Source organism: Desulfovibrio sp. (assembly GCF_014803725.1).
Lineage (GTDB): Bacteria > Desulfobacterota > Desulfovibrionia > Desulfovibrionales > Desulfovibrionaceae > Desulfovibrio.
Window position 1 is genome coordinate 35,707 of sequence record NZ_JAAVBE010000022.1, and the last position, 20,044, is coordinate 55,750.

The following is a 20,044-nucleotide window of genomic DNA, read 5'->3' on the forward strand; positions in this document are numbered from 1 at the left end:
CCCGGCCTGATCAAAAAAGCCTGCGGCCCCGGCCCGAAGGCCGAAGCCGCAAACGGTTGATGGCTAGTGCGAGCCGCAGCCGCCGCAGCAGCCGCCGCAACCGCCGCCCGCGCTTTCGGGCAGGGGCACGGTGGGATCGACCAGGAAGCCCATGGGCGTCAGGTCGATCTTGGCGCCCTTGATCTGGTCGAGCAGTTCCTTGTTGATGCAGAAGGTGAAGCCGCCGGTCTCCTCGCTCACATCGTCATCGCCGGCCGGGTCGAGCCCGAGGGCGAGGCGCGGGCCGGAGCAGCCGCCGGGCGCCAGGTAGATGCGGATGGTTTCCTTGTCCTTATCCTTGAAATACGCCTCAAGCTCGTTGCGGGCGCTTTCGGTGAGTTCGAGCATCATGTCCTCCAGGTTTTGGCCGCAAAATGCGGACATCCCTTAGTTAAGACCTGCGCGCCGCCCTGTCAATGCGGGCCGCCAACTTCCCCCGGCGCCTGCCCTTGACCGGGCGGCCCATCCATGGGACTTTTCCGCCATGTGCGCCCGCCCTTTCCCCGCCCCGGAGGCTCCATGCCCTTTCTTCCGCTGACGGACGGCCCTTCTGGTGCGGGCCGGACGGCCGAGGCGCAGGCACTGGCGGACGTGCTCCCCCTGTGGGAGCAGCTTGCCGCCACCACCGGCCAGGCCGACCCCTTCTGCTGCGCCCCGGCGTGGCAGCTCACCTTCCGCGACACCGTCACCCCAGGCAAAAAGCTCTTCTTCCACACGGAGCCGGGGGGCCTTGCCGTGTTTACGGAAGTCCTGGCGGAGGGGCAGCGCGTCTTCCTGGCGCCGCCGGAAAACGGCTGGCTCTTCGGCTGCCCGCTGCTCGGGCCGGCCGCCGGGGATGCGCTCGCCGCGTCCCTTGCGGCATTTGACGCGGCCTACCCGCATGCGGTGCCCCATCTCATCATAAGCGGCATCCGGCCGCGGGGACCGCTCGCGGCCATGCTCCTGCACCGCTTCGGCGAGGCGTACGCCTTTTTCCGTCACGGCAGTTCCGTCCAGTGCGCCGCCTCGCTCGCCGGCGGGCTGGACGGCTACCTCTCGCGGCGTTCCGCCAACCACCGCGCCAAGCTCAAAAAGGCCGCGCGCAAGGCAGAAGCCGCGGGCGTCAGCTTTACGCGCGAGCACCCGGCCACGCCCGGCGAGGCAGAAGCCTTGTATGCGCGCATGCAGGCCGTGGAGGCGCGCAGCTGGAAGGGCCTTGCGCAATGCGGCATGGGCGAGGCCCCGGCGCGCGAATTTTATGCGCTGCTCGTGCAGCGACTGGCCCAGGAGGGCAAGCTGCGCGCCATCATGGCGCAACGCGACGGCCGGGACATCGGCTTCATCTTCGGGGGCCTGTGCGGGGGCGGGATATGCGGCGCCACCTACCGCGGCCAGCAGTTCAGCTATGCCGCCGAGGAGCAGAAGCTCTCGCTCGGCAACCTGCTCCAGCTCGAGACGCTGAAATGGCTGTGCGAAGAGGGCGCGTTCCGCTACGACATGGGGCCGGTCACGGGCCCGCGCATGGAATACAAGCGCCACTGGACGGAAGAAAACCACGAGATCCAGACCTGGCTCATGGTCAAAAAACCCTGAACGCGGAGATGGGCATGCAACAACTGGAAGTGCGCACCACGCGCCGCGAGGAAATGCTCAACATCACTGGGGCCGTGGCGGAGCTCGTGCGCCGGCAGGGCTGGGCCGACGGCGCCCTCATGCTGTTTTGCACCCACACCACCTGCGGGCTCACCATCAACGAGGGGGCCGACCCGGACGTTAGGCGCGACCTCATCCGCTTCTTCACCGAGATCGCCCCGCACACCCACGGCTGGAGCCACGCCGAGGGCAACACGGACGCCCACATCCGCGCAAGCCTGCTCGGCGCGTCGCTCCTCGTGCCCCTCGCGGGGGGCGCGCTCTGCCTCGGCCGCTGGCAGAGCATCTACCTCTATGAAGGCGACGGCCCGAGGACGCGCACCTTGCTCGCGCAAAGGCTCCTGACGAGAGACTGAACCGCCCCTCAGGCGTCCCTGCCCATCTGCTCGGCCACGGCCAGCGCCTTGTGGCCCTGCATGGCGCCGAATTCATGCACGCCGGTGACGAAGAGGCGCCCGCGGTCCTTCCAGCGCTTGAGGCCCAGCATCTGCCTATAGGCCTCGGCCGGCCCGGCGAAGGAACGCGGGAACAGGCTCTCGCCGCACATGAGCAGCATGGCCTCCCGCACCTTCATGTCCCTCGGGCGATGCTTGCGCGAATACGGATACATCCTGTCCATGGCAGCCTTGATGTGGCCGCTGAAATTGTACCAGTAGAGCGGGCTGCAAAAGACCAGCATGTCGGCCTGCTCGAGCTTGGGCCAGAACTCCGCGAAGCCGTCCTCCACCACGCAGGGCTCGCCCGTGCTCCAGCAGCCGTCGCAATGCCGGCAGGCGCCCACGGGCGTAAGGCCGGAGTGGAACGCGTCCACCGTATGCCCGGCCTCCCGGGCGCCCTTCATGAAGGCGTCAGCCAGAAGCAGGCTGTTGCCGCCCTCGCGGGAGCTGCCCGTGACCACGAGGATGTTCTTCTTTTCGCCCGAGCCCTCTGTGGTAAACGACTCCACGTGGATGGGCGACGTGGATGAAAAATGCCGGTAGAGCGCGCCGCCGCCCACGGCCAGCGCGGTGGCCGCGCCGGCCACGGTGAACAGCTTGCGGCGCGAGAACTTCCCGCCGCCCCGGGCGGGTGCCTGTTTCTCTTCAGCCATCATTCCCCTCCCCTAAAGCGACCGCATGCGCGGGCGGTCCACCATGCGCTCCAGCTCCTCGTCGGAGCAGGAGGCCAGCGTTTCGTCGATGTCGGCCAGCACTTCGGCCTTGGCCGCGGCGTCGCGGTTGGCGAAGCGGTAATTGAGCGGGTTCAGGTAGTGGACGCCGTCATAAATGGTGTCGATCTCAAGATTTTGCAGAAAGGTGCGCAATTCCTCGATCTTTTCCCGCTCCGACGCCTCGTTGAACTCGCCGCGCCTTGCCATCTCCGCCACCGGGGTGCCCGCGAAGAGGGTCATGCCCGTGGTGGTGATGCGCCTGGGGTGCACCTTGTTGAACATGCGCGCCGTGGCCTCGCCGCTGGCCTTGCCCATGCCCTTGCCGCCCATGCCGAGAATGTAGAAGTTGGTATAGGTCATGCCGGCAGCGTCGAGGCGCAGCAGTTGTTCCACCGTCTCGGCGGAGTCATGGCCCTTGTTCATGAGCCTGAGCACATCGTCATGGCCGTTTTCCGTGCCGATATAGATATGCTTCAAGCCCAGGCCGCACAGTTCCGCAAGCTCGGCGTCGCTCTTGGCCGTGATGTCGTCGATGCGGCCCTGAAGGCTCACGCGCGAAAAGCGCGGAAAATGCCTGCGCAGCACCTCGAGATATTCCCTCAGCTTGCGCACGGGCAGCGCCAGCGGATTGGAGCCTGTCATGTAGATAGCCGTATTTTCAGGGAAAAAGGGCTTGTGCGCCAGGACTTCTTTCTCCAGTTCCTCGGGCGTCACCGCCATGAAGGGGTAGCCCCGTGAAACATAGCAGAAATGGCAGTCATTATAGGTGCAGCCCTGGGTCGCCCGCAGGAGCAGCGAATGGGCCTCCTGCGGCGGCCGCATGGCCGGTTCGGTGAATGCTCTCATAATCCCCCCGAAAGCCGGTTGGAGTTGTGCCGGAAGTTGCGCCGCGTGAACGGGGATGCGCTCCAGATTCATATTTTTAATACACGCTAAAAAAGTGTCAAGGCGCGGGAGCCTCCCGGGGCGCCGGAAATGTTGGCCGGCGTCGGCATTTACAAAGCTGGCTATTTTAGTAGTATGGGCACAAAAGCGGAAATGGGAGCGCCTGCATGATCAAGATCTACATAGACCCTGACCTCGATTTCCAGCCGAAACTGCCCAAAAACGCCGAATGGACGGACGCCCCGGCCCTGGCCGAGATCCTGCTCACCCCGGGCAAGGCCCCGGCGGAGTGCAAGGGCCACGTCATCGCCTGCCGCAACCAGGATGCCGTGAAGCACATGGATAAGGCCGAGATCGCGGCCTATCATGACATCTGGCTCTTGCCGGTCATCCCCCCGCTCTGGCAGGCGCGCCTCGACAAGCTCGTGGAATGGGTGTCGGAGCTCAACACCGCGCAGATCGAAAAATCCTGGCTCGAGACGCTCATCGACTCCATGCCGGACATGATCTGGTTCAAGTCCCTCGACGGGCTGCACATGAAGGTCAATCAGGCCTTCTGCAAGGCCGCGGGCAAGACGCGCAAGATGATCGAGGGGCGCGACCACTACTTCATCTGGAACGTGGACCCCACAAGCGCCGACCACGACGAGACCTGCGTCAACAGCGAGGCCGAGGTCATCAAGGCCAACAAGACCTGCACCTTCAACGAAACGCTCAAGATCGGCGACCAGAAGCGCCACCTGCTCACCTACAAGACGCCCATCCATGACCGCCACGGCAAGATCATCGGCACCGTGGGCGTGGCGCACGACATCACCAATATCCTCAACCTGAGCATGGAGATCGAGATCTTCATCGAGGCCATGCCCTTCCCCATCATCATGCACAACGAGAAGGGCATCATCACCCACATGAACCAGAAGTTCGCCGACTTCTTCCACGAGCGCAAGAGCGACATCATCGGCGTCAACTACTGGGACTGGAAGAGCTGGTTCTTCACCCACGAGGCCGGGAGCCTCGGCTTCATGGACGACGGCGAGCAGAAGTTCGTGAGCGTGCGCGAGACGGAACTTCGGGACATCTTCGGCAACGTGTTCGGGGGCCTCGCCGTATTCAGCGACATCACGGCGGAAAAGAACCTCGAGATCACCATCCGGCGCAACGCCAGCGAAGATCACCTCACCGGCCTCGCCAACCGCCATGCGCTCACCGAATATTTCCAGAAGATGGACAAGGAGGTCTTCCACCTCCTCTACCTCGACCTTGACAACTTCAAGGCCGTCAACGACCGCTGGGGCCACGAGACCGGCGACATGGCCCTGCGCAAGATCGCCTCGGTCATGCGCGAGACCTTCCCCAACGATTTTCTCGCGCGCCTCGGCGGCGACGAATTCCTCGTCTGCATTGCGCGGGATGTTGAGGACGACGAGCTCGCGGCCCTGGCGGCCAAGGTGCAGNCCAANCTNTCCNNNTGGTTCNGCTCGCTCGACAAGCTCTCGGACGTGAGCCTNTCCATCGGCATCCGNCCGGCCTGCGNCCCGGAATANCCGCTGGAGCAGCTNATCCANGAGGCCGACCAGGCCATGTANGCGGCCAAGCGCAACGGCAAGGCCCAGGCCAAGGTCTGGGAGCCNTAGGCCGNNNCGCNTCNGNNCCGCTGATTTTTGCATGANTGNNNCTCCCGGCAGNNCCTCTGCCGGGAGTCGTGNTGTNCGGGANNNTTNCCNGCAAAANANCGCACGCCCCTCCNNCNTGCNNCNTCTNCCNGCAAANGCGCCCNCGCCGGGCCTTTGCNGCGNNAAAAAATTTTTGCGCCCTNGNCACTTGCCAAACGAAAGAAATNTGGATATTTGATTGCGTTCACGAANTAAGAGGGAGGGTTAATTGCTGTTTTCTGTAACCTGCTGTAAANGAAACTATTTTCTAAAAACACGGCGCAATGNCCCAGGCCCTGCGNGACGGCAGGGGATGGGTTTTTGTCGTCTTTGCCGTGNGCGGCAGGCAGCANCNNAAATTTTGTTTCCCCNAGTGCGCTTTNCTGGCGCNGCAATGGCGCGGGCCCNNTTTTNCGTTGCAAACGCAACTGCCAGACCTTCTTGAGGTACCCATGAGCCAGCTCAGCAAACAGTTCGGCAAGATCAAGACTTCCCTGCCCATCCCCCATCTGCTGAACCTCCAGATAGACTCCTACCGGAAATTTCTCCAGGAAGGCGTGCCCGAGAACGAGCGCAGCCACGAGGAAGGCCTTGAGGGCGTCTTCCACACGGTCTTTCCCATCGAGGACTTCAACAAGACCGCGAGCCTCGAGTTCGTCTCCTACGAGATCCAGGAGCCCAAGTACGACCAGGCCGAGTGCATCTCCAAGGGCCTGACCTACGAGGCNCCGGTGCGCATCCGCGTGCGCCTCGTCGTNTATGACGCGGACGAGGCCTCGGGCAACCGCACCATCCGCGACATCAAGGAGCAGGACATCTATTTCGGCACNCTNCCGCTCATGACCGAGAAGGGCACCTTCATCATCAACGGCACNGAGCGCGTCATCGTCAACCAGCTCCAGCGCTCGCCCGGCATCATCTTCGAGCANGACGGCGGCAAGACNCACACCAGCCGCAAGGTGCTCTATTCCTGCCGCATCATCCCCATGCGCGGCTCGTGGCTCGATTTCGACTTCGACCACAAGGACATCCTCTATGTCCGCATCGACCGCCGCCGCAAGATGCCCGCCACCATCCTGTTCAAGGCCATGGGCATGAGCAAGGAGCAGATNCTCGACTANTTCTACACCCGCGAGCACTACCTGCTCGAGCCNGGCGGCAAGGTGATGTGGGAGGTGGAGAAAGACCTCTACCGCAAGGACACGGCCTACGCCGACATCACGGCCGAGGACGGCACGGTGCTCGTCAAGGCCGGCAAGCCCATCACCAAGCGCGCCTGGCGGCAGATTTGCGAGGGCGGCATCAAGGCCATCGAGGTGCGCCCGGACTTCATCGAGGGCATGTTCCTCGCCGAGGACGTGGTCAACCCCGAGACGCACGAGGTGCTCGCCGAGGCCGCCGACGAAATCACGGCGGGCCTCCTCGAGCGCTGCCGCGAGGCGAACATCCGCCGGCTCTCCGTGCTGCACACCAAGGGCACGGACACCTCCTCCTCCATCCGCGACACCCTCGTGCAGGACCGCATCCCGGACAAGCAGAAGGCCCAGGAGGAAATCTACCGCAGGCTTCGCCCGTCCTCCCCGCCCACGCCCGAAATCGCGGCCAGCTTCTTCGACAACCTGTTCCGCAACCCGGACTACTATGACCTTTCGCCCGTGGGCCGCTACAAGCTCAACCAGCGCCTCGGCCTGCACGAGCCNGCGGACCTGCGCGTTTTGAGCGACGAGGACATCCTCACGGCCATCAAGGTGCTGGTCCAGCTCAAGGACAGCCACGGCCCGGCCGACGACATCGACCACCTGGGCAACCGCCGCGTGCGCCTCGTGGGCGAGCTCGTGGAAAACCAGTACCGCATCGGCCTTGTGCGCATGGAGCGCGCCATCAAGGAGCGCATGAGCCTGCAGGAAATTTCCACGCTCATGCCGCATGACCTCATCAATCCCAAGCCCGTGGCCGCGGTGCTCAAGGAGTTTTTCGGCACCTCCCAGCTCTCGCAGTTCATGGACCAGACCAACTCGCTTTCCGAGGTCACGCACAAGCGCCGCCTCTCGGCCCTCGGGCCCGGCGGCCTCACGCGCGAGCGCGCGGGCTTCGAGGTGCGCGACGTGCACACCTCGCACTATGGCCGCATCTGCCCCATCGAGACGCCCGAAGGCCCGAACATCGGCCTCATCGTGTCGCTGACCACCTATGCCAAGGTGAACGACTACGGCTTCATCGAAACGCCCTACCGCGTGGTGCGCAATGCCCAGGTCACGGACGAGGTGGTGCATCTTGACGCCTCGCGCGAGGGCGACGAGGTGGTGGCCCAGGCCGACGCGCGCATGGACGCNGACGGTCGCCTGCTGGACGAATACGTCACCGTGCGCGTCAAGGGCGAGGTGGAAATGCGCCACCGCGACGAGGTGACGCTCATGGACATCTCGCCGAGCCAGATGGTCTCCATCTCGGCCGCGCTCATCCCCTTCCTCGAGCATGACGACGCCAACCGCGCGCTCATGGGCTCCAACATGCAGCGCCAGGCCGTGCCGCTGCTGCGCTCCGAAAAGCCCCTCGTGGGCACGGGCATGGAGACGGACGTCGCGCGCGACTCCGGCGCCTGCATCGTGGCCCCGGCCGACGGCCGCGTGGAATACGCGGACGCCGACCGCATCGTGGTGGCCTANGAGGGCGACATCTACAAGGAGCAGGGCGGCGTGCGCGCCTATGACCTGCTCAAGTTCCACAAGTCCAACCAGAANTCGTGCTTCGGGCAAAAGCCCACCTGCAAGCCCGGCGACATCGTGAAAAAGGGCCAGATCCTCGCGGACGGCCCGGGCATCGACGAGGGCCAGCTCGCGCTCGGCAAGAACCTCGTGGTCGCCTTCATGCCCTGGTGCGGCTACAACTATGAGGACTCCATCCTCATTTCCGAGCGCACGGTGCGCGACGACACCTTCACCTCCATCCACATCGAGGAATTCGAGGTCGTGGCGCGCGACACCAAGCTCGGGCCCGAGGAAATCACCCGCGACATCCCCAATGTCAGCGAGGACATGCTGCGCAACCTCGACGAGAGCGGCATCATCCGCATCGGCGCGCCCGTGAAGCCGGACGACATCCTCGTGGGCAAGATCACGCCCAAGGGCGAGACCCAGCTCACCCCGGAAGAGAAGCTGCTCCGGGCCATCTTCGGCGAGAAGGCGCGCGACGTGAAGAACACCTCCCTCAAGGTCCCGCCGGGAGTGGAGGGCACCATCATCGACGTCAAGGTGTTCAACCGCCGCTCCGGCGAGAAGGACGAGCGCACCCTGGCCATCGAGGCGCACGACACCGCCGTGCTCGACCAGAAGGAAGCCGACCACATGCGCGCCCTCGGCGAGCGCACCCGCGCCAAGCTCGCGCCCATCGTCATCGGCAAGCAGACCGCGGCCTCCGTGGCCGGCAAGAAGAAGGGCGAGACCCTGGTGGAGGCCGGCGCGGCCCTCACGGCCGAGCAGCTCGCCGAGCTCCCGGTCAAGAAGCTGGCCGGGCTCTTCAAGAGCAAGGAAGTCAACGACGAGGTCGCGGCCCTGCTCAAGGACTATGACCGCGAGGTGGACTACCTCCACCACATCTANGATTCCAAGCGCGAAAAGGTCTCCGAGGGCGACGACCTCGCGCCCGGCGTCATCAAGATGGTCAAGGTCTATGTGGCCATCAAGCGCAAGCTCTCCGTGGGCGACAAGATGGCCGGCCGCCACGGCAACAAGGGCGTGGTCTCGTGCATCCTGCCCGAGGAGGACATGCCCTTCTTCGCCGACGGCCGCCCGGTGGACATCGTGCTCAACCCGCTNGGCGTGCCCTCGCGCATGAACATCGGCCAGATCATGGAGACGCACCTCGGCTGGGGCGCCAAGGAGCTGGGCCGCCAGCTCGCGGAGCTCGTGGATTCGGGCGCCATGCTCGATTCCGTGCGCAAGGAGGTCAAGGCGGTCTTCAAGTCGCCCGAGATCGACGCCCTCATCGACGGCATGGACGACGAGGAATTCGTGGCCTCGGTGAAGAAGCTGCGCAACGGCATCGTCACGCGCACCCCGGTCTTNGACAGCGCCACGGAAGACGAAATCTGGGGCTGGCTCGAAAAGGCGGGCCTCGCNAGCGACGGCAAGACCGTGCTCTACGACGGCCGCACCGGCGAGCCCTTCAAGAACCGCGTCACCACGGGCGTNATGTATATCCTCAAGCTCCACCACCTCGTGGACGAGAAGATCCACGCCCGCTCCACGGGCCCCTACTCCCTCGTCACGCAGCAGCCCCTCGGCGGCAAGGCGCAGTTCGGCGGCCAGCGGCTCGGCGAAATGGAAGTCTGGGCGCTGGAGGCCTATGGCGCGGCCTACCTGCTGCAGGAATTCCTCACNGTCAAGTCCGACGACGTGGCCGGGCGCGTGAAGATGTACGAGAAGATCGTCAAGGGCGACAACTTCCTCGAGGCGGGCCTGCCCGAATCCTTCAACGTGCTCGTNAAAGAGCTCATGAGCCTCGGCCTTGACGTGAACCTGCACCAGGAAGAGGGCAAGAAGCCCAAGCGCGTGGGCTGGATGCACGAGGCCGGCAACGACGCCGAATAGATANTCCGCAAGTTNCGGGCCGCGCGGGGGNNACACCTTCGCGCGGCCGCCGGAATACANGAATACAACGGTCGAACCACCCTCAACGGGCCTTTCACAAGGCAGGGTAGAGATATATGAGTCTGGACGATCTGTTCACCGCACGCGGCTCCTCCACCAATGCGGCCAATATCCGCAACCTCAAGGCCATCCAGATTTCCATCGCGTCGCCTGAGGCCATCCGCGAATGGTCCTACGGCGAGGTGAAAAAGCCGGAGACCATCAACTACCGCACCTTCAAGCCGGAGCGCGACGGCCTNTTCTGCGCCAAGATCTTCGGCCCCGTGAAGGACTATGAGTGCAACTGCGGCAAGTACAAGCGCATGAAGCACCGCGGCATCGTGTGCGAAAAGTGCGGCGTGGAGGTCATCGCCTCCAAGGTGCGCCGCGAGCGCATGGGCCACATCGAGCTGGCCGCGCCGGTGGCGCATATCTGGTTCCTCAAGACCCTGCCCTCCAAGATCGGCACCCTGCTCGACATGACCATGGCCGACCTCGAGAAGGTGCTCTATTTCGACTCCTACATCGTGCTCGACCCCGGGCAGGTGCCGGGCATCCAGAAGCAGCAGGTCATCTCCGAGGACCAGTACCTCCAGATCATCGAGCGCTACGGCGAGGACGCCCTCACCGTGGGCATGGGCGCCGAGGCCGTGCGCACCCTNCTGGAAGAGCTCGACCTCGAGAAGCTGCGCGCGGAGCTGCGCGAGGAGGGCGAGGCCACCAAGAGCCAGACCCGCAAGAAGAAGATCACCAAGCGCCTCAAGATCGTGGAGGCCTTCCTCGAGTCGCAGAACAAGCCGGAATGGATGATCATGGAGGTCATCCCGGTCATCCCGCCGGAGCTNCGGCCCCTNGTGCCGCTGGACGGCGGCCGCTTCGCCACGTCGGACCTGAACGACCTCTACCGCCGCGTCATCAACCGCAACAACCGCCTCAAGCGCCTCATGGAGCTGGGCGCGCCGGAAATCATCATCCGCAACGAAAAGCGNATGCTCCAGGAGGCCGTGGACGCGCTCTTNGACAACGGCCGNCGCGGCCGCGCCATCACCGGCACCAACGGNCGCCCNNTNAAGTCGCTCTCCGACATGATCAAGGGCAAGCAGGGCCGCTTCCGCCAGAACCTTCTGGGCAAGCGCGTGGACTATTCCGGCCGCTCGGTCATCACCGTGGGCCCCTACCTCAAGCTGCACCAGTGCGGCCTGCCCAAGAAGATGGCCCTCGAGCTCTTCAAGCCCTTCATCTACNCGGAGCTTGAGAAACGCGGCTACGCCTCCACCATCAAGAGCGCGAAAAAGATGGTGGAGCGCGAGGANCTCGTGGTGTGGGACATCCTNTCGGAGGTCGTGCGCGAGTATCCCATCCTGCTCAACCGCGCGCCCACCCTGCACCGCCTNGGCATCCAGGCCTTCGAGCCGCTGCTCGTGGAGGGCAAGGCCATCCGGCTGCACCCGCTCGTCTGCACCGCCTACAACGCGGACTTCGACGGCGACCAGATGGCCGTGCACATCCCGCTCTCCGTGGAGGCGCAGATCGAGTGCCGCGTGCTCATGATGAGCACCAACAACATCCTCTCCCCGGCCAANGGCGGCCCGGTCATCGTGCCCTCGCAGGACATCGTGCTCGGCCTCTACTACATGACCGTGGAGCGCAGCTTCGAGAAGGGCGAGGGCATGACCTTCTGCGCCCCGTGGGAGGTGGAAAGCGCCTATGACGCCGGGCAGGTCTCGCTGCACGCGCGCATCAAGGTGCGCATGCCCGACGGCAAGATCTACGACACCACGCCGGGCCGCGTGCTCGTGAGCGACATCCTGCCGCCCGAGCTGCCCTTCGAGACGGTCAACACCGTGCTCACCAAGAAGGCCATCGCCAAGCTCGTGGGCGCGGCCTACCGCACCTGCGGCATCAAGTCCACGGTCATCCTCTGCGACAGGCTGAAGGACCTGGGCTATGAGTTCGCCACGCGCGCGGGCGTGACCATCGGCGTCAAGGACCTCACCATCCCGGAGAGCAAGAAGGCCATCCTCGCCCAGTCGCAGGCCGAGGTGGACGACATCGAGCGCCAGTACCGCGACGGCATCATCACCCGCACCGAGAAATACAACAAGGTGGTNGATGTCTGGACCAAGGCCACCCAGGATGTCTCCACCGAGATGACCAAGGAGATCTCCCACGAGCTCGTCACCNACCCGGTGACGGGCGAAACCGTGGAGAACCAGAGCTTCAACCCCATCTTCATGATGTCCAACTCGGGCGCGCGCGGCAACCAGGACCAGATGCGCCAGCTCGCCGGCATGCGCGGCCTCATGGCCAAGCCCTCGGGCGAGATCATCGAGACGCCCATCACCTCGTCCTTCCGCGAGGGGCTCTCGGTGCTGCAATACTTCACCTCCACCCACGGCGCGCGCAAGGGCCTCGCGGACACGGCCCTCAAGACGGCCAACTCCGGCTACCTCACCCGCCGCCTCGTGGACGTGGTGCAGGATGTCATCGTCTCCGAGCATGACTGCGGCACCGTGGACGGCATCGAGCTCACCCACCTGAAGGAAGGCGGCGACATCAAGACCCCGCTCTCCGAGCGCGTGGTGGGCCGCGTGCTGCTCTACCCGGTCATGGACCCGGACGACCCGGACAAGGTGCTGCTGCCCGAGAACACGCTCATCACCGAGACCGAGGCCAAGATCATCGACAAGAAGGGCATCTCCTCGGTGACGGTGCGCTCGCCGCTCACCTGCCAGTCGGAGCGCGGCATCTGCGCGCTCTGCTACGGGCGCGACCTNGCGCGCGGCCACCTCGTCAACACGGGCGAGACCGTGGGCATCATCGCGGCGCAGTCCATCGGCGAGCCGGGCACCCAGCTCACCATGCGCACCTTCCACATCGGCGGCACGGCCTCGAGCACCATCGAGAAAAACAAGTTCGAGGCCCAGAACGCGGGCCGCGTCATCCTCAACCGCGTGCGCGCGGTCACCAACCGCGAGGGCGCGCAGCTCGTGCTCGGCAAGAGCGGCCAGCTCACCATCGTGGACCCGCAGGGCCGCGAGCGCGAGAAGTACATCCTGCCCAACGGCGCGCGCCTCATGGTNNANGACGGCGAGGAAGTGGCCAAGGGCGCNGTGCTCGCCGAATGGGACCCCTTCAACGAGCCCTTCGTNGCCGAGGAGGANGGCATCGTCCGCTTTGCCGACATCATCGACGGCAAGACCGTGCAGGAAAAGGTGGACGACGTGACGCGCCAGGCCTCCCTGACCATCATGGAATACCGCACCACCAACTTCCGGCCGGCCATCTCCATCTGCAACGAGGACGGCACGGTGAAGAAGCGCGCCCACGGCTCCGCGCCCGCTGTCTACACGCTGCCCGTGGGCTCCATCATCATGGTCAAGGACGGCCAGGCCATCCAGGCCGGCGACATCCTCGCCCGCAAACCGCGCGAGACCTCCAAGACCAAGGATATCGTCGGCGGCCTCCCGCGCGTGGCCGAGCTCTTCGAGGTGCGCAAGCCCAAGGACAAGGCCGAGATCTCGGAAATCGCCGGCACCGTCACCTATGAGGGCGAATCCAAGGGCAAGCGCAAGCTCGTGGTCACGCCGGAGATCGGCGAGGCCAAGGAATACCTCGTGCCCAAGGGCAAGCACATCACCGTGGCCGACGGCGACTTCGTGGAAGCCGGCGACGCGCTCACCGAGGGCTATCCCGAGCTGCACGACATCCTGCGCACCCGCGGCGAGAAGTATCTCGCGCGCTACCTCGTGGACGAGATCCAGGAGGTCTACCGCTTCCAGGGCGTGGGCATCGATGACAAGCACATCGAGGTCATCGTGCGCCAGATGCTCAAGAAGGTGACCATCCTCGACGCGGGCGGCACGAGCTTCCTCGTGGGCGAGCAGGTGGACAAGGCCGAGTTCAAGCAGGAGAACCAGAAGGCCATCGCCGAGGGCCGCGCCCCGGCCACGGCCGAGCCGCTGGTGCTCGGCATCACCCAGGCCTCGCTCACCACCTCGTCCTTCATCTCCGCGGCCTCCTTCCAGGAGACCACCAAGGTGCTCACCGAAGCGTCGCTCAAGGGCAAGATGGATCACCTGCGCGGCCTCAAGGAGAACGTCATTGTCGGCCGGCTCATCCCGGCGGGCACGGGCTACCGCGAATACGTCAACGGCGAGATCGAGGTGCCCGAGCAGAAGGAACGCCCGGACAAGTTCCTCGAGGAGCTGGAAGAAAATCCCATCATGGTGGATCTGACGCTGAACTGATGCCCGTCAGGGCGGAAGATAGAAAAGCCCGGCCAGCAATGGCCGGGCTTTCTGTTTTGGATGACTGGAACTTGGTGGCCCCGGGTTTTCAGCTCTCCTCATAGTCGCGTTCAATGAGGGGCAGCGCCTTGGCGAGAGTCGCCTCATTGCTGATACGGACTTCCAGATTTCCCGTACCATGGTGTCCGATGTCGCTTACGTCACGCGTGAAACCCTTTTCCAGTGTGACGGAAGCCGGGGCCAGTTTAAGCCAAAGAGTAATGTCCGTCTTGTGCGGTGCCAGACAGACAAAATTTTTCAAACGTCCGCACGCGACATAATGGCGGAGAAAACGGATAGTCACATCTTCGCCAAGACCACGGATAAAATCCAGAGTTCCTTCCCAAAGTTTGGCGATGTCCGGCGCCATGGTGTTGATTTGCGAGGCGAGCGTCCCCTTGGCTTGAAGTTTTTTCGCCGGTGCTGGGGCAGGTGGAGCTGCCTGCGGGCTCTTGGCTTTCTTGCTCCCCTCCTGTTGGGTCGGCTGCGCCGTCAGAAGCTCAAAAAGAATAAGGTCATCAGAAAAAAACGGTAACGGATGAGTTCAATGTTCCTGCCAATCTGCGCCACAGCATGCAGGTCAAACGGAGTTCCTGCGCACCATTTTTGGAAAAGCGGAACAGCTTGATGTCGCTCATGAGGAGGCCTCCATTTTCTGAAGGTCACATTATGATGTCGCGCAGCAATACTGCAAGTTAAGAGCAATGCAGGAATGTACCGGCGGCCTTTCCTGCCTCAGATATGCGCCACTACCCGCAAGCGCCGGTAATCGGCCACCCAGGCGCTCCCGTCCCAGAGCTTCGACCGCGCGAGTTCTTCCGTCCGGCTGAGGACGGCTTCCTGCTCCCTTGCACTCATGGTCGCCAAGGGGCCGGCAAAAAACTGGCGCATCCAGTGGGCGAGGCCATGCTCCCCTTCTTTCAAAATCGTGGGCCTGTCATAGGCCATAACGACTTCGGGGGTGAACCCGTTAGCCTCAAGCAACTGTGCAAAGGCCCCGGCCTCCGGGAAGGTGAACCGGCTTGCATAACGCAGACCCTGTTCCTCGCAGGCGCGGGCAAAGGCGTCTTCAATGGCGCCCACATTGCCCCTGGCGCCAAACTCGCAGACAAGCCGGCCGCCCGGCGTAAGGGCGCGACGGATGTTTTTCAGCAAGCGGTCATGGTCAGGCAGCCAGTGGAAGACCGCATTGGAAAAGACCACATCAAATTGATTCTCAAAGGGAAGCTCCAGCGCATCCGCCACCAGAAATTCAAGCTGCGGGAAAGACCGCCTTGCCGCGGTGATCATTTCCGGCGAGGCGTCGATGCCGATTACGCGGCCGGCGCGCAGGGCGAGCTCGCCGGTCAGCGTGCCTGTGCCGCAACCGAGATCGAGTATGGCCTGCTGCGGGTCAGGCGTGACAAATTCCAGAAGCCCCTTGCCATATTCCGCCACAAAGCCGTGGCTGTTCTCATAGAGCTTCGCGTTCCATTCCATGACCCTCTCCCGGCGGATTCATCGTACCCCAAGGCCGCTCGCCGCCAGCCAGTCGGCAAAGGCCATTTCGGCGCGGGCGGCGTAGAGTGCCTTGCGCTCCTTTTTGCGCGCGCGTTCGTCCAGCTCCGGCATGAGGCCGAAATGCACGTTGGACGGCTGGAAGCGCTTTTCCGGCCGCTGGAGATGTCCGAGCAGGGCGCCGAGCGCCGTTTCCCTCGGCGGTGGCGCGAGCTCGCGCCCGTGGGCGCGCGCCGCCAGTGCAAGCCCGAGCCACAGGCCGCTGGCCGCGGACTCCACATATCCCTCCACGCCGGAGATCTGGCCGGCAAGATAGACGCCGGGCCTGTTTTTCAATTCCATATCCGGCGTGAGCGCGACCGGGGCGTTGACATAGGTATTGCGGTGCATGCTGCCGAAGCGCGCAAATTCGGCCCGCTCCATGCCGGGCACGAGCCGGAAGATGCGCTCCTGCTCCCCCTGGAGCAGCTTGGTCTGGCAACCTACAAGGTTGCAGGTCTCGGCATTGGCGTTCTCGGCCCTGAGCTGGAGCACCGCCCAGGGGCGGCGCCCGGTGCGCGGGTCCACAAAGCCCACGGGCTTGAGCGGCCCAAAGGTCAGTGTGCGCGAGCCGCGCTGCGCCAACGCCTCCAGCGGCATGCAGCCTTCAAAATGCACTTCCTTCTCAAAGTCCCGCGCCTCCATGACGCGCCCCTCGCTGAGCGCGGCAAAAAAAGTCTCATACTCCTCCCGGTTCATGGGGCAGTTGAGGTAATCCCCCTCCCCCTCCGGCTCACCATTTTCTGCCCCGTAGCGCGAGGCGCGGAACACCACCGACATGTCCAGCGAATGCGTCCAGACGATGGGCGCGATGGCATCGTAAAAATAGCAGTGCTCCCCGCCGATGATGTCGGCAAGGGAAGCGGAAAGGCCGTCGGAAGCAAGCGGGCCGGCCGCGATGATGATGCCGGCACTCCCTGTCTCGGCCAGCTCCGCGTCATCCAGGGAGTCGATACGCGCATGCCGCACAGTGATGCCAGGCTCCGCGGCCACGGCCCCGGTCATGGCGCGCGCGAACGCCTCGCGGTCCACGGCCAGCGCCTTCCCGGCTGGAACGCGGCAGGCATCAGCGGCTGCCATGAAAGCGCTGCCAAGGGCACGCATCTCGGCCTTGAGCAGCCCCACGCCGGAAGTACGCTCGCCCGAACGCAACGAATTGGAGCATACGAGCTCCGCAAAATCGTCGCTCACATGGGCCGGCGAACGGAAGTGCGGCTTCTGTTCAAAGAGCGTCACGCTATGGCCGGCGCGCGCCAGTTGCAGGGCGCACTCACAGCCGGCAACGCCTGCGCCCACCACGGCAAAGGAAGATGAAGGCATGGATACTCCTGCTATTCGGGTGCCCGCAGCATGGAGGAAAAGCCGCGGGATGGCAAGCCAACGGCATTCTCACACATCAGCGGCTTCGAGATGTGGATGCCTATCAAATGACTGCAAACCCTTGGATTCTTATATTAAATATATTCTTGACTTTTATCAAGAATATCGCTATATTTATATAAACAAGTGGAAGTTTCTTCTCAAGTCTGGAGTTATACATAAAGGGAACTCCCGCTATTCATCGGTGGTGGAAATTTCTTTTGCCTAGGCGACACTGCTGAAATAAAAGCAGTTATAAATTACAATCGCCTGACAAGTAAATTGAATACAATGAAGAGCAATATATCTGGAGGTGCTATGCAAAACGCAATTCTTACTTCGTACTTGTCAGGATTTTCTGATGATTTTGGCTATAGGAGTAAAAAAAATGAAGATTTGTTTGGATTATTTTCATCATATTGTGTGGTATGCCATAATTTTTCTGATAAGTTCGATGTAGAGAAATCTATAGTTGATGGGGGCAATGATACTGGGATTGATGCAATCGCGATTCTTATAAATGGCAAAATTTGTCATGATTTATTAGAGCTTGAAGATTTTATTTCTGCAAATAATAAGATTGATGTTCACTTTGTATTTGTACAAGCTAAGACCTCTCCTAAATTTGACTGTACCGAAATATCCAATTTTGGACGGGGGGTAAAGGATTTCTTTAGAGAAATCCCTCGGCTTCCTGCAAATCCTGAAATTCAAAATTATAGAGCTATGAAGGATTTAATTTACAAAAATGCACGAAAATTTTATCCTAACAATCCGTCATGTTCATTATATTATGTAACAACTGGATATTTAAACATTAGTGACCATTTAAATGCTGCAAGAAAAGATATTATTGAAAGTCTATCATCAATGCAATGTTTATCAGAGATTAATGTTGAGTATGTGGATGTCAATAAATTATATAAGATGTATCAAAATATAATCCGCGGTTCTGAAAAAACGATTCAGATGGACCATTATATTGTACTTCCGCAAGCTGCAGGGATTGAAGAAGCCCTTTTAGGTAGAATTAGCTGCAAGGAATTTCTAAAACTTATATGCGATGAAGAAGGAAATATAGATCAAAACATTTTTTCGGATAATATTCGTGATTACCTCGGAACAAGTAATGTAAATGAAGAAATTTCAAATACAATAAAAGACTCTAGAAAAAAAGATTATTTTATTATTCTTAACAATGGAGTAACAGCGGTAGCCAAAAAAATTCAGCGAATTAAAAACAACCTCTTAATAGAAAATATCCAAATTGTGAATGGCTGTCAAACAAGTAATGTCATCTATCGAAATAAAAATGATATTAAAGATGACATGTTTTTGCCTATAAAAATTATATCAACAGAAAATCAAGAAATTATAAATGACATAATACGTTCTACAAATCGTCAAAATAAAGTTGAAATCGAAGCATTTGAAGCACTCTCAGAATTCCATAGGAAGTTTGAATTGTTCTGCCAAGCTCAAAATAGAAATGTTAAAGATAATATATATTATGAAAGACGTTCAAGACAGTACGCAACTGATGAAACAATTAAACCAATAGAAATAATAACCTTATCCAATTTATTGGCAAGTAGTGTTGCTATGTTTTTAGAGGAACCTCACAGTACACATCGCTACTATGGAGAGCTACTAAAAGTAAATAAAGAAAAGTTATTTTTATCTACTCACCGAATGGAACCATACTACTTTGCTGCCTATGCCTATATGAAAATAACCAAAGAAGTTAGAATGAATGCTAGTTCAAAACAATATTCTTATGCTCGTTACTATGCACTAATGTATATTTGGAAAATTTTAACTAAAGGCGAAAAGACTCAATTAAATTCTCCCAAACTAGCCAAAAGAATTACTGAAGAACTTCTACCTATTTTAGATGATAGACCAAAATTTTTAAAACTTTGTGTTGAAGGAATAACCGCATATGAGGAGGTTGCCAAAAAATCTGGAGTTGAGAAAAAGAACATTGCGAGAACTCGCCAAATAACAGAAAGTTTACTGGATAAAATCATGCAAAAATTTAGATGATTTTGCGTAGTTGGGAGTAGTTAGAAGTAGTGGGGCAGACTTAGTTTGACCGTTAGCTCGGTTTTGAGGGGTCTCTCTATCCGATTAATTTTGCAGTCCGACCACTTCATCCTAGAGCCTTTTCCCGTCAAGGAGGGTTTGCACGGCCCTTCAACTTCAATATCTCCTGCCTTGGTGAGTTAGTTCAGTACTCTTGACATAGTGCCCGGGGTACGTTCAGAGTTGATAATCATGTGTTTTAGCTTACCAAAGTATTCCGTACCCACGGCAACAAGGGTGCCGGCACCCGCCACCGCTCCAAGCCCGGGGTCTATCTTCTTCCCCTGCCCATCCTGATCCCGGCGGCGCAGCCGAGGCACAGCAGGGCAAGCATCGCCGCAACGAAGAGCTTTTTCTGCATTTCCTTCTCCTCTACGGGAACCAGGGGAAAAGCTATTCCAAAAGCGGGTGATGAGAAAGTCACCTTTGCCTGCCCATCACTGTCTCAGCCCCCTAATGCGAAAGCCCAGTACATTCCGGGTTTTCTTGTGAGATGATTTCAGTGAGCCTGAATAAGGCAGTTCGGGTATATTTTTGAGGTTCGATGCGGGTGAAGTGGCGCGCGGGCCGGCCGGGCTGTAAGCCCCTAACGTAACTTCGCTCCGTCCCTCACCACGCCCCTTAAACGCACCCGCCCCCGGAAGGGAGTGTGCCTTTCGGGGGCGGCGGAAGAATTTGGCAGCTTCCTACTTTCCCGCGCGAAGATGCGCAGTATCATCGGCGAGGAAGAGCTTAACTGCCGAGTTCGGAATGGGATCGGGTGTACCCTCTACTCCGTGGCTGCCA

12 protein-coding genes and 1 rRNA gene are annotated in these 20,044 nt (G+C 60.6%); 6 read left to right on the forward strand and 7 right to left on the reverse strand.

The window, feature by feature from the left end; all coding sequences use genetic code 11:
* Positions 1-63: 63 nt before the first annotated feature.
* Positions 64-387: an IscA/HesB family protein gene (locus HDR50_RS08245; protein WP_291357656.1), complete on the reverse strand. Its 324-nt coding sequence runs from the start codon at positions 385-387 to the stop codon at positions 64-66.
* A gap of 171 nt (positions 388-558) precedes the next feature.
* On the opposite strand from HDR50_RS08245, the gene HDR50_RS08250 reads away from it, so the two are divergent.
* Together HDR50_RS08250 and HDR50_RS08255 are read left to right on the forward strand one after the other, a co-directional pair.
* On the forward strand, positions 559-1,611 hold the full coding sequence (locus HDR50_RS08250) for a GNAT family N-acetyltransferase (protein WP_291357657.1): 1,053 nt from the start codon (positions 559-561) through the stop codon (positions 1,609-1,611).
* A 14-nt stretch (positions 1,612-1,625) separates the two neighbouring features.
* The gene (locus HDR50_RS08255) at positions 1,626-2,027 is read left to right on the forward strand and encodes a secondary thiamine-phosphate synthase enzyme YjbQ (RefSeq protein WP_291357658.1); all 402 of its coding nucleotides are present in this window, start codon (positions 1,626-1,628) and stop codon (positions 2,025-2,027) included.
* Between the two features lie 8 nt (positions 2,028-2,035).
* Here the strand turns inward: HDR50_RS08255 and HDR50_RS08260 are convergent, their stop codons facing one another.
* Positions 2,036-2,761 carry a flavodoxin family protein gene (locus tag HDR50_RS08260; RefSeq protein WP_291357659.1) on the reverse strand — a complete coding sequence of 242 codons (726 nt, stop codon included), beginning with the start codon at positions 2,759-2,761 and terminating at the stop codon, positions 2,036-2,038.
* 12 nt (positions 2,762-2,773) lie between these two features.
* Positions 2,774-3,667, reverse strand: a complete 894-nt coding sequence (locus HDR50_RS08265; RefSeq protein WP_291357660.1) for a radical SAM protein — start codon at positions 3,665-3,667, stop codon at positions 2,774-2,776.
* 206 nt (positions 3,668-3,873) lie between these two features.
* On the opposite strand from HDR50_RS08265, the gene HDR50_RS08270 reads away from it, so the two are divergent.
* From HDR50_RS08270 to rpoC, 3 genes are all read left to right on the forward strand, one after another.
* The gene (locus HDR50_RS08270; RefSeq protein WP_291357661.1) at positions 3,874-5,343 is read left to right on the forward strand and encodes a diguanylate cyclase; all 1,470 of its coding nucleotides are present in this window, start codon (positions 3,874-3,876) and stop codon (positions 5,341-5,343) included.
* 470 nt (positions 5,344-5,813) lie between these two features.
* A complete protein-coding gene (gene rpoB / locus HDR50_RS08275; RefSeq protein WP_291357662.1) occupies positions 5,814-9,950 on the forward strand; it encodes a DNA-directed RNA polymerase subunit beta in 4,137 nt (1,378 codons plus the stop codon).
* Positions 9,951-10,066: 116 nt separating this feature from the next.
* Entirely contained in the window at positions 10,067-14,239 is a 4,173-nt protein-coding gene (gene rpoC, locus HDR50_RS08280) for a DNA-directed RNA polymerase subunit beta' (RefSeq protein WP_291357663.1), read from the forward strand.
* An 88-nt stretch (positions 14,240-14,327) separates the two neighbouring features.
* Here the strand turns inward: rpoC and HDR50_RS08285 are convergent, their stop codons facing one another.
* The 3 genes from HDR50_RS08285 to trmFO all read right to left on the reverse strand — a co-directional run bounded on the left by HDR50_RS08285 (position 14,328) and on the right by trmFO (position 17,134).
* Complete coding sequence (locus tag HDR50_RS08285; RefSeq protein ID WP_365817274.1) at positions 14,328-14,789, reverse strand: DUF5655 domain-containing protein; 462 nt, start codon at positions 14,787-14,789, stop codon at positions 14,328-14,330.
* Between the two features lie 224 nt (positions 14,790-15,013).
* Positions 15,014-15,757, reverse strand: a complete 744-nt coding sequence (locus tag HDR50_RS08290) for a class I SAM-dependent methyltransferase (RefSeq protein WP_291357665.1) — start codon at positions 15,755-15,757, stop codon at positions 15,014-15,016.
* Positions 15,758-15,775: 18 nt separating this feature from the next.
* Positions 15,776-17,134, reverse strand: coding sequence for a methylenetetrahydrofolate--tRNA-(uracil(54)-C(5))-methyltransferase (FADH(2)-oxidizing) TrmFO (gene trmFO / locus HDR50_RS08295; RefSeq protein WP_291357666.1), 1,359 nt, complete (start codon positions 17,132-17,134; stop codon positions 15,776-15,778).
* A 357-nt stretch (positions 17,135-17,491) separates the two neighbouring features.
* Here trmFO and HDR50_RS08300 point away from each other — a divergent pair, with 357 nt between their 5' ends.
* Positions 17,492-19,219, forward strand: coding sequence for an AIPR family protein (locus HDR50_RS08300; RefSeq protein ID WP_291357667.1), 1,728 nt, complete (start codon positions 17,492-17,494; stop codon positions 19,217-19,219).
* Between the two features lie 712 nt (positions 19,220-19,931).
* Here HDR50_RS08300 and rrf read toward each other — a convergent pair.
* Positions 19,932-20,044: ribosomal RNA gene (rrf, locus tag HDR50_RS08305) — 5S ribosomal RNA — on the reverse strand; the annotation flags it as partial.

Bases quoted from the DNA above. Each gene is read 5' to 3' on its own strand.
- HDR50_RS08245 (WP_291357656.1), bottom strand. From the start codon at position 387: ATGCTCGAACTCACCGAAAGCGCCCGCAACGAGCTTGAGGCGTATTTC.
- HDR50_RS08260 (WP_291357659.1), bottom strand. From the start codon at position 2,761: ATGGCTGAAGAGAAACAGGCACCCGCCCGGGGCGGCGGGAAGTTCTCG.
- HDR50_RS08255 (WP_291357658.1), top strand. From the start codon at position 1,626: ATGCAACAACTGGAAGTGCGCACCACGCGCCGCGAGGAAATGCTCAAC.
- HDR50_RS08265 (WP_291357660.1), bottom strand. From the start codon at position 3,667: ATGAGAGCATTCACCGAACCGGCCATGCGGCCGCCGCAGGAGGCCCAT.
- HDR50_RS08300 (WP_291357667.1), top strand. From the start codon at position 17,492: ATGCAAAACGCAATTCTTACTTCGTACTTGTCAGGATTTTCTGATGAT.
- trmFO (WP_291357666.1), bottom strand. From the start codon at position 17,134: ATGCCTTCATCTTCCTTTGCCGTGGTGGGCGCAGGCGTTGCCGGCTGT.
- HDR50_RS08250 (WP_291357657.1), top strand. From the start codon at position 559: ATGCCCTTTCTTCCGCTGACGGACGGCCCTTCTGGTGCGGGCCGGACG.
- HDR50_RS08290 (WP_291357665.1), bottom strand. From the start codon at position 15,757: ATGGAATGGAACGCGAAGCTCTATGAGAACAGCCACGGCTTTGTGGCG.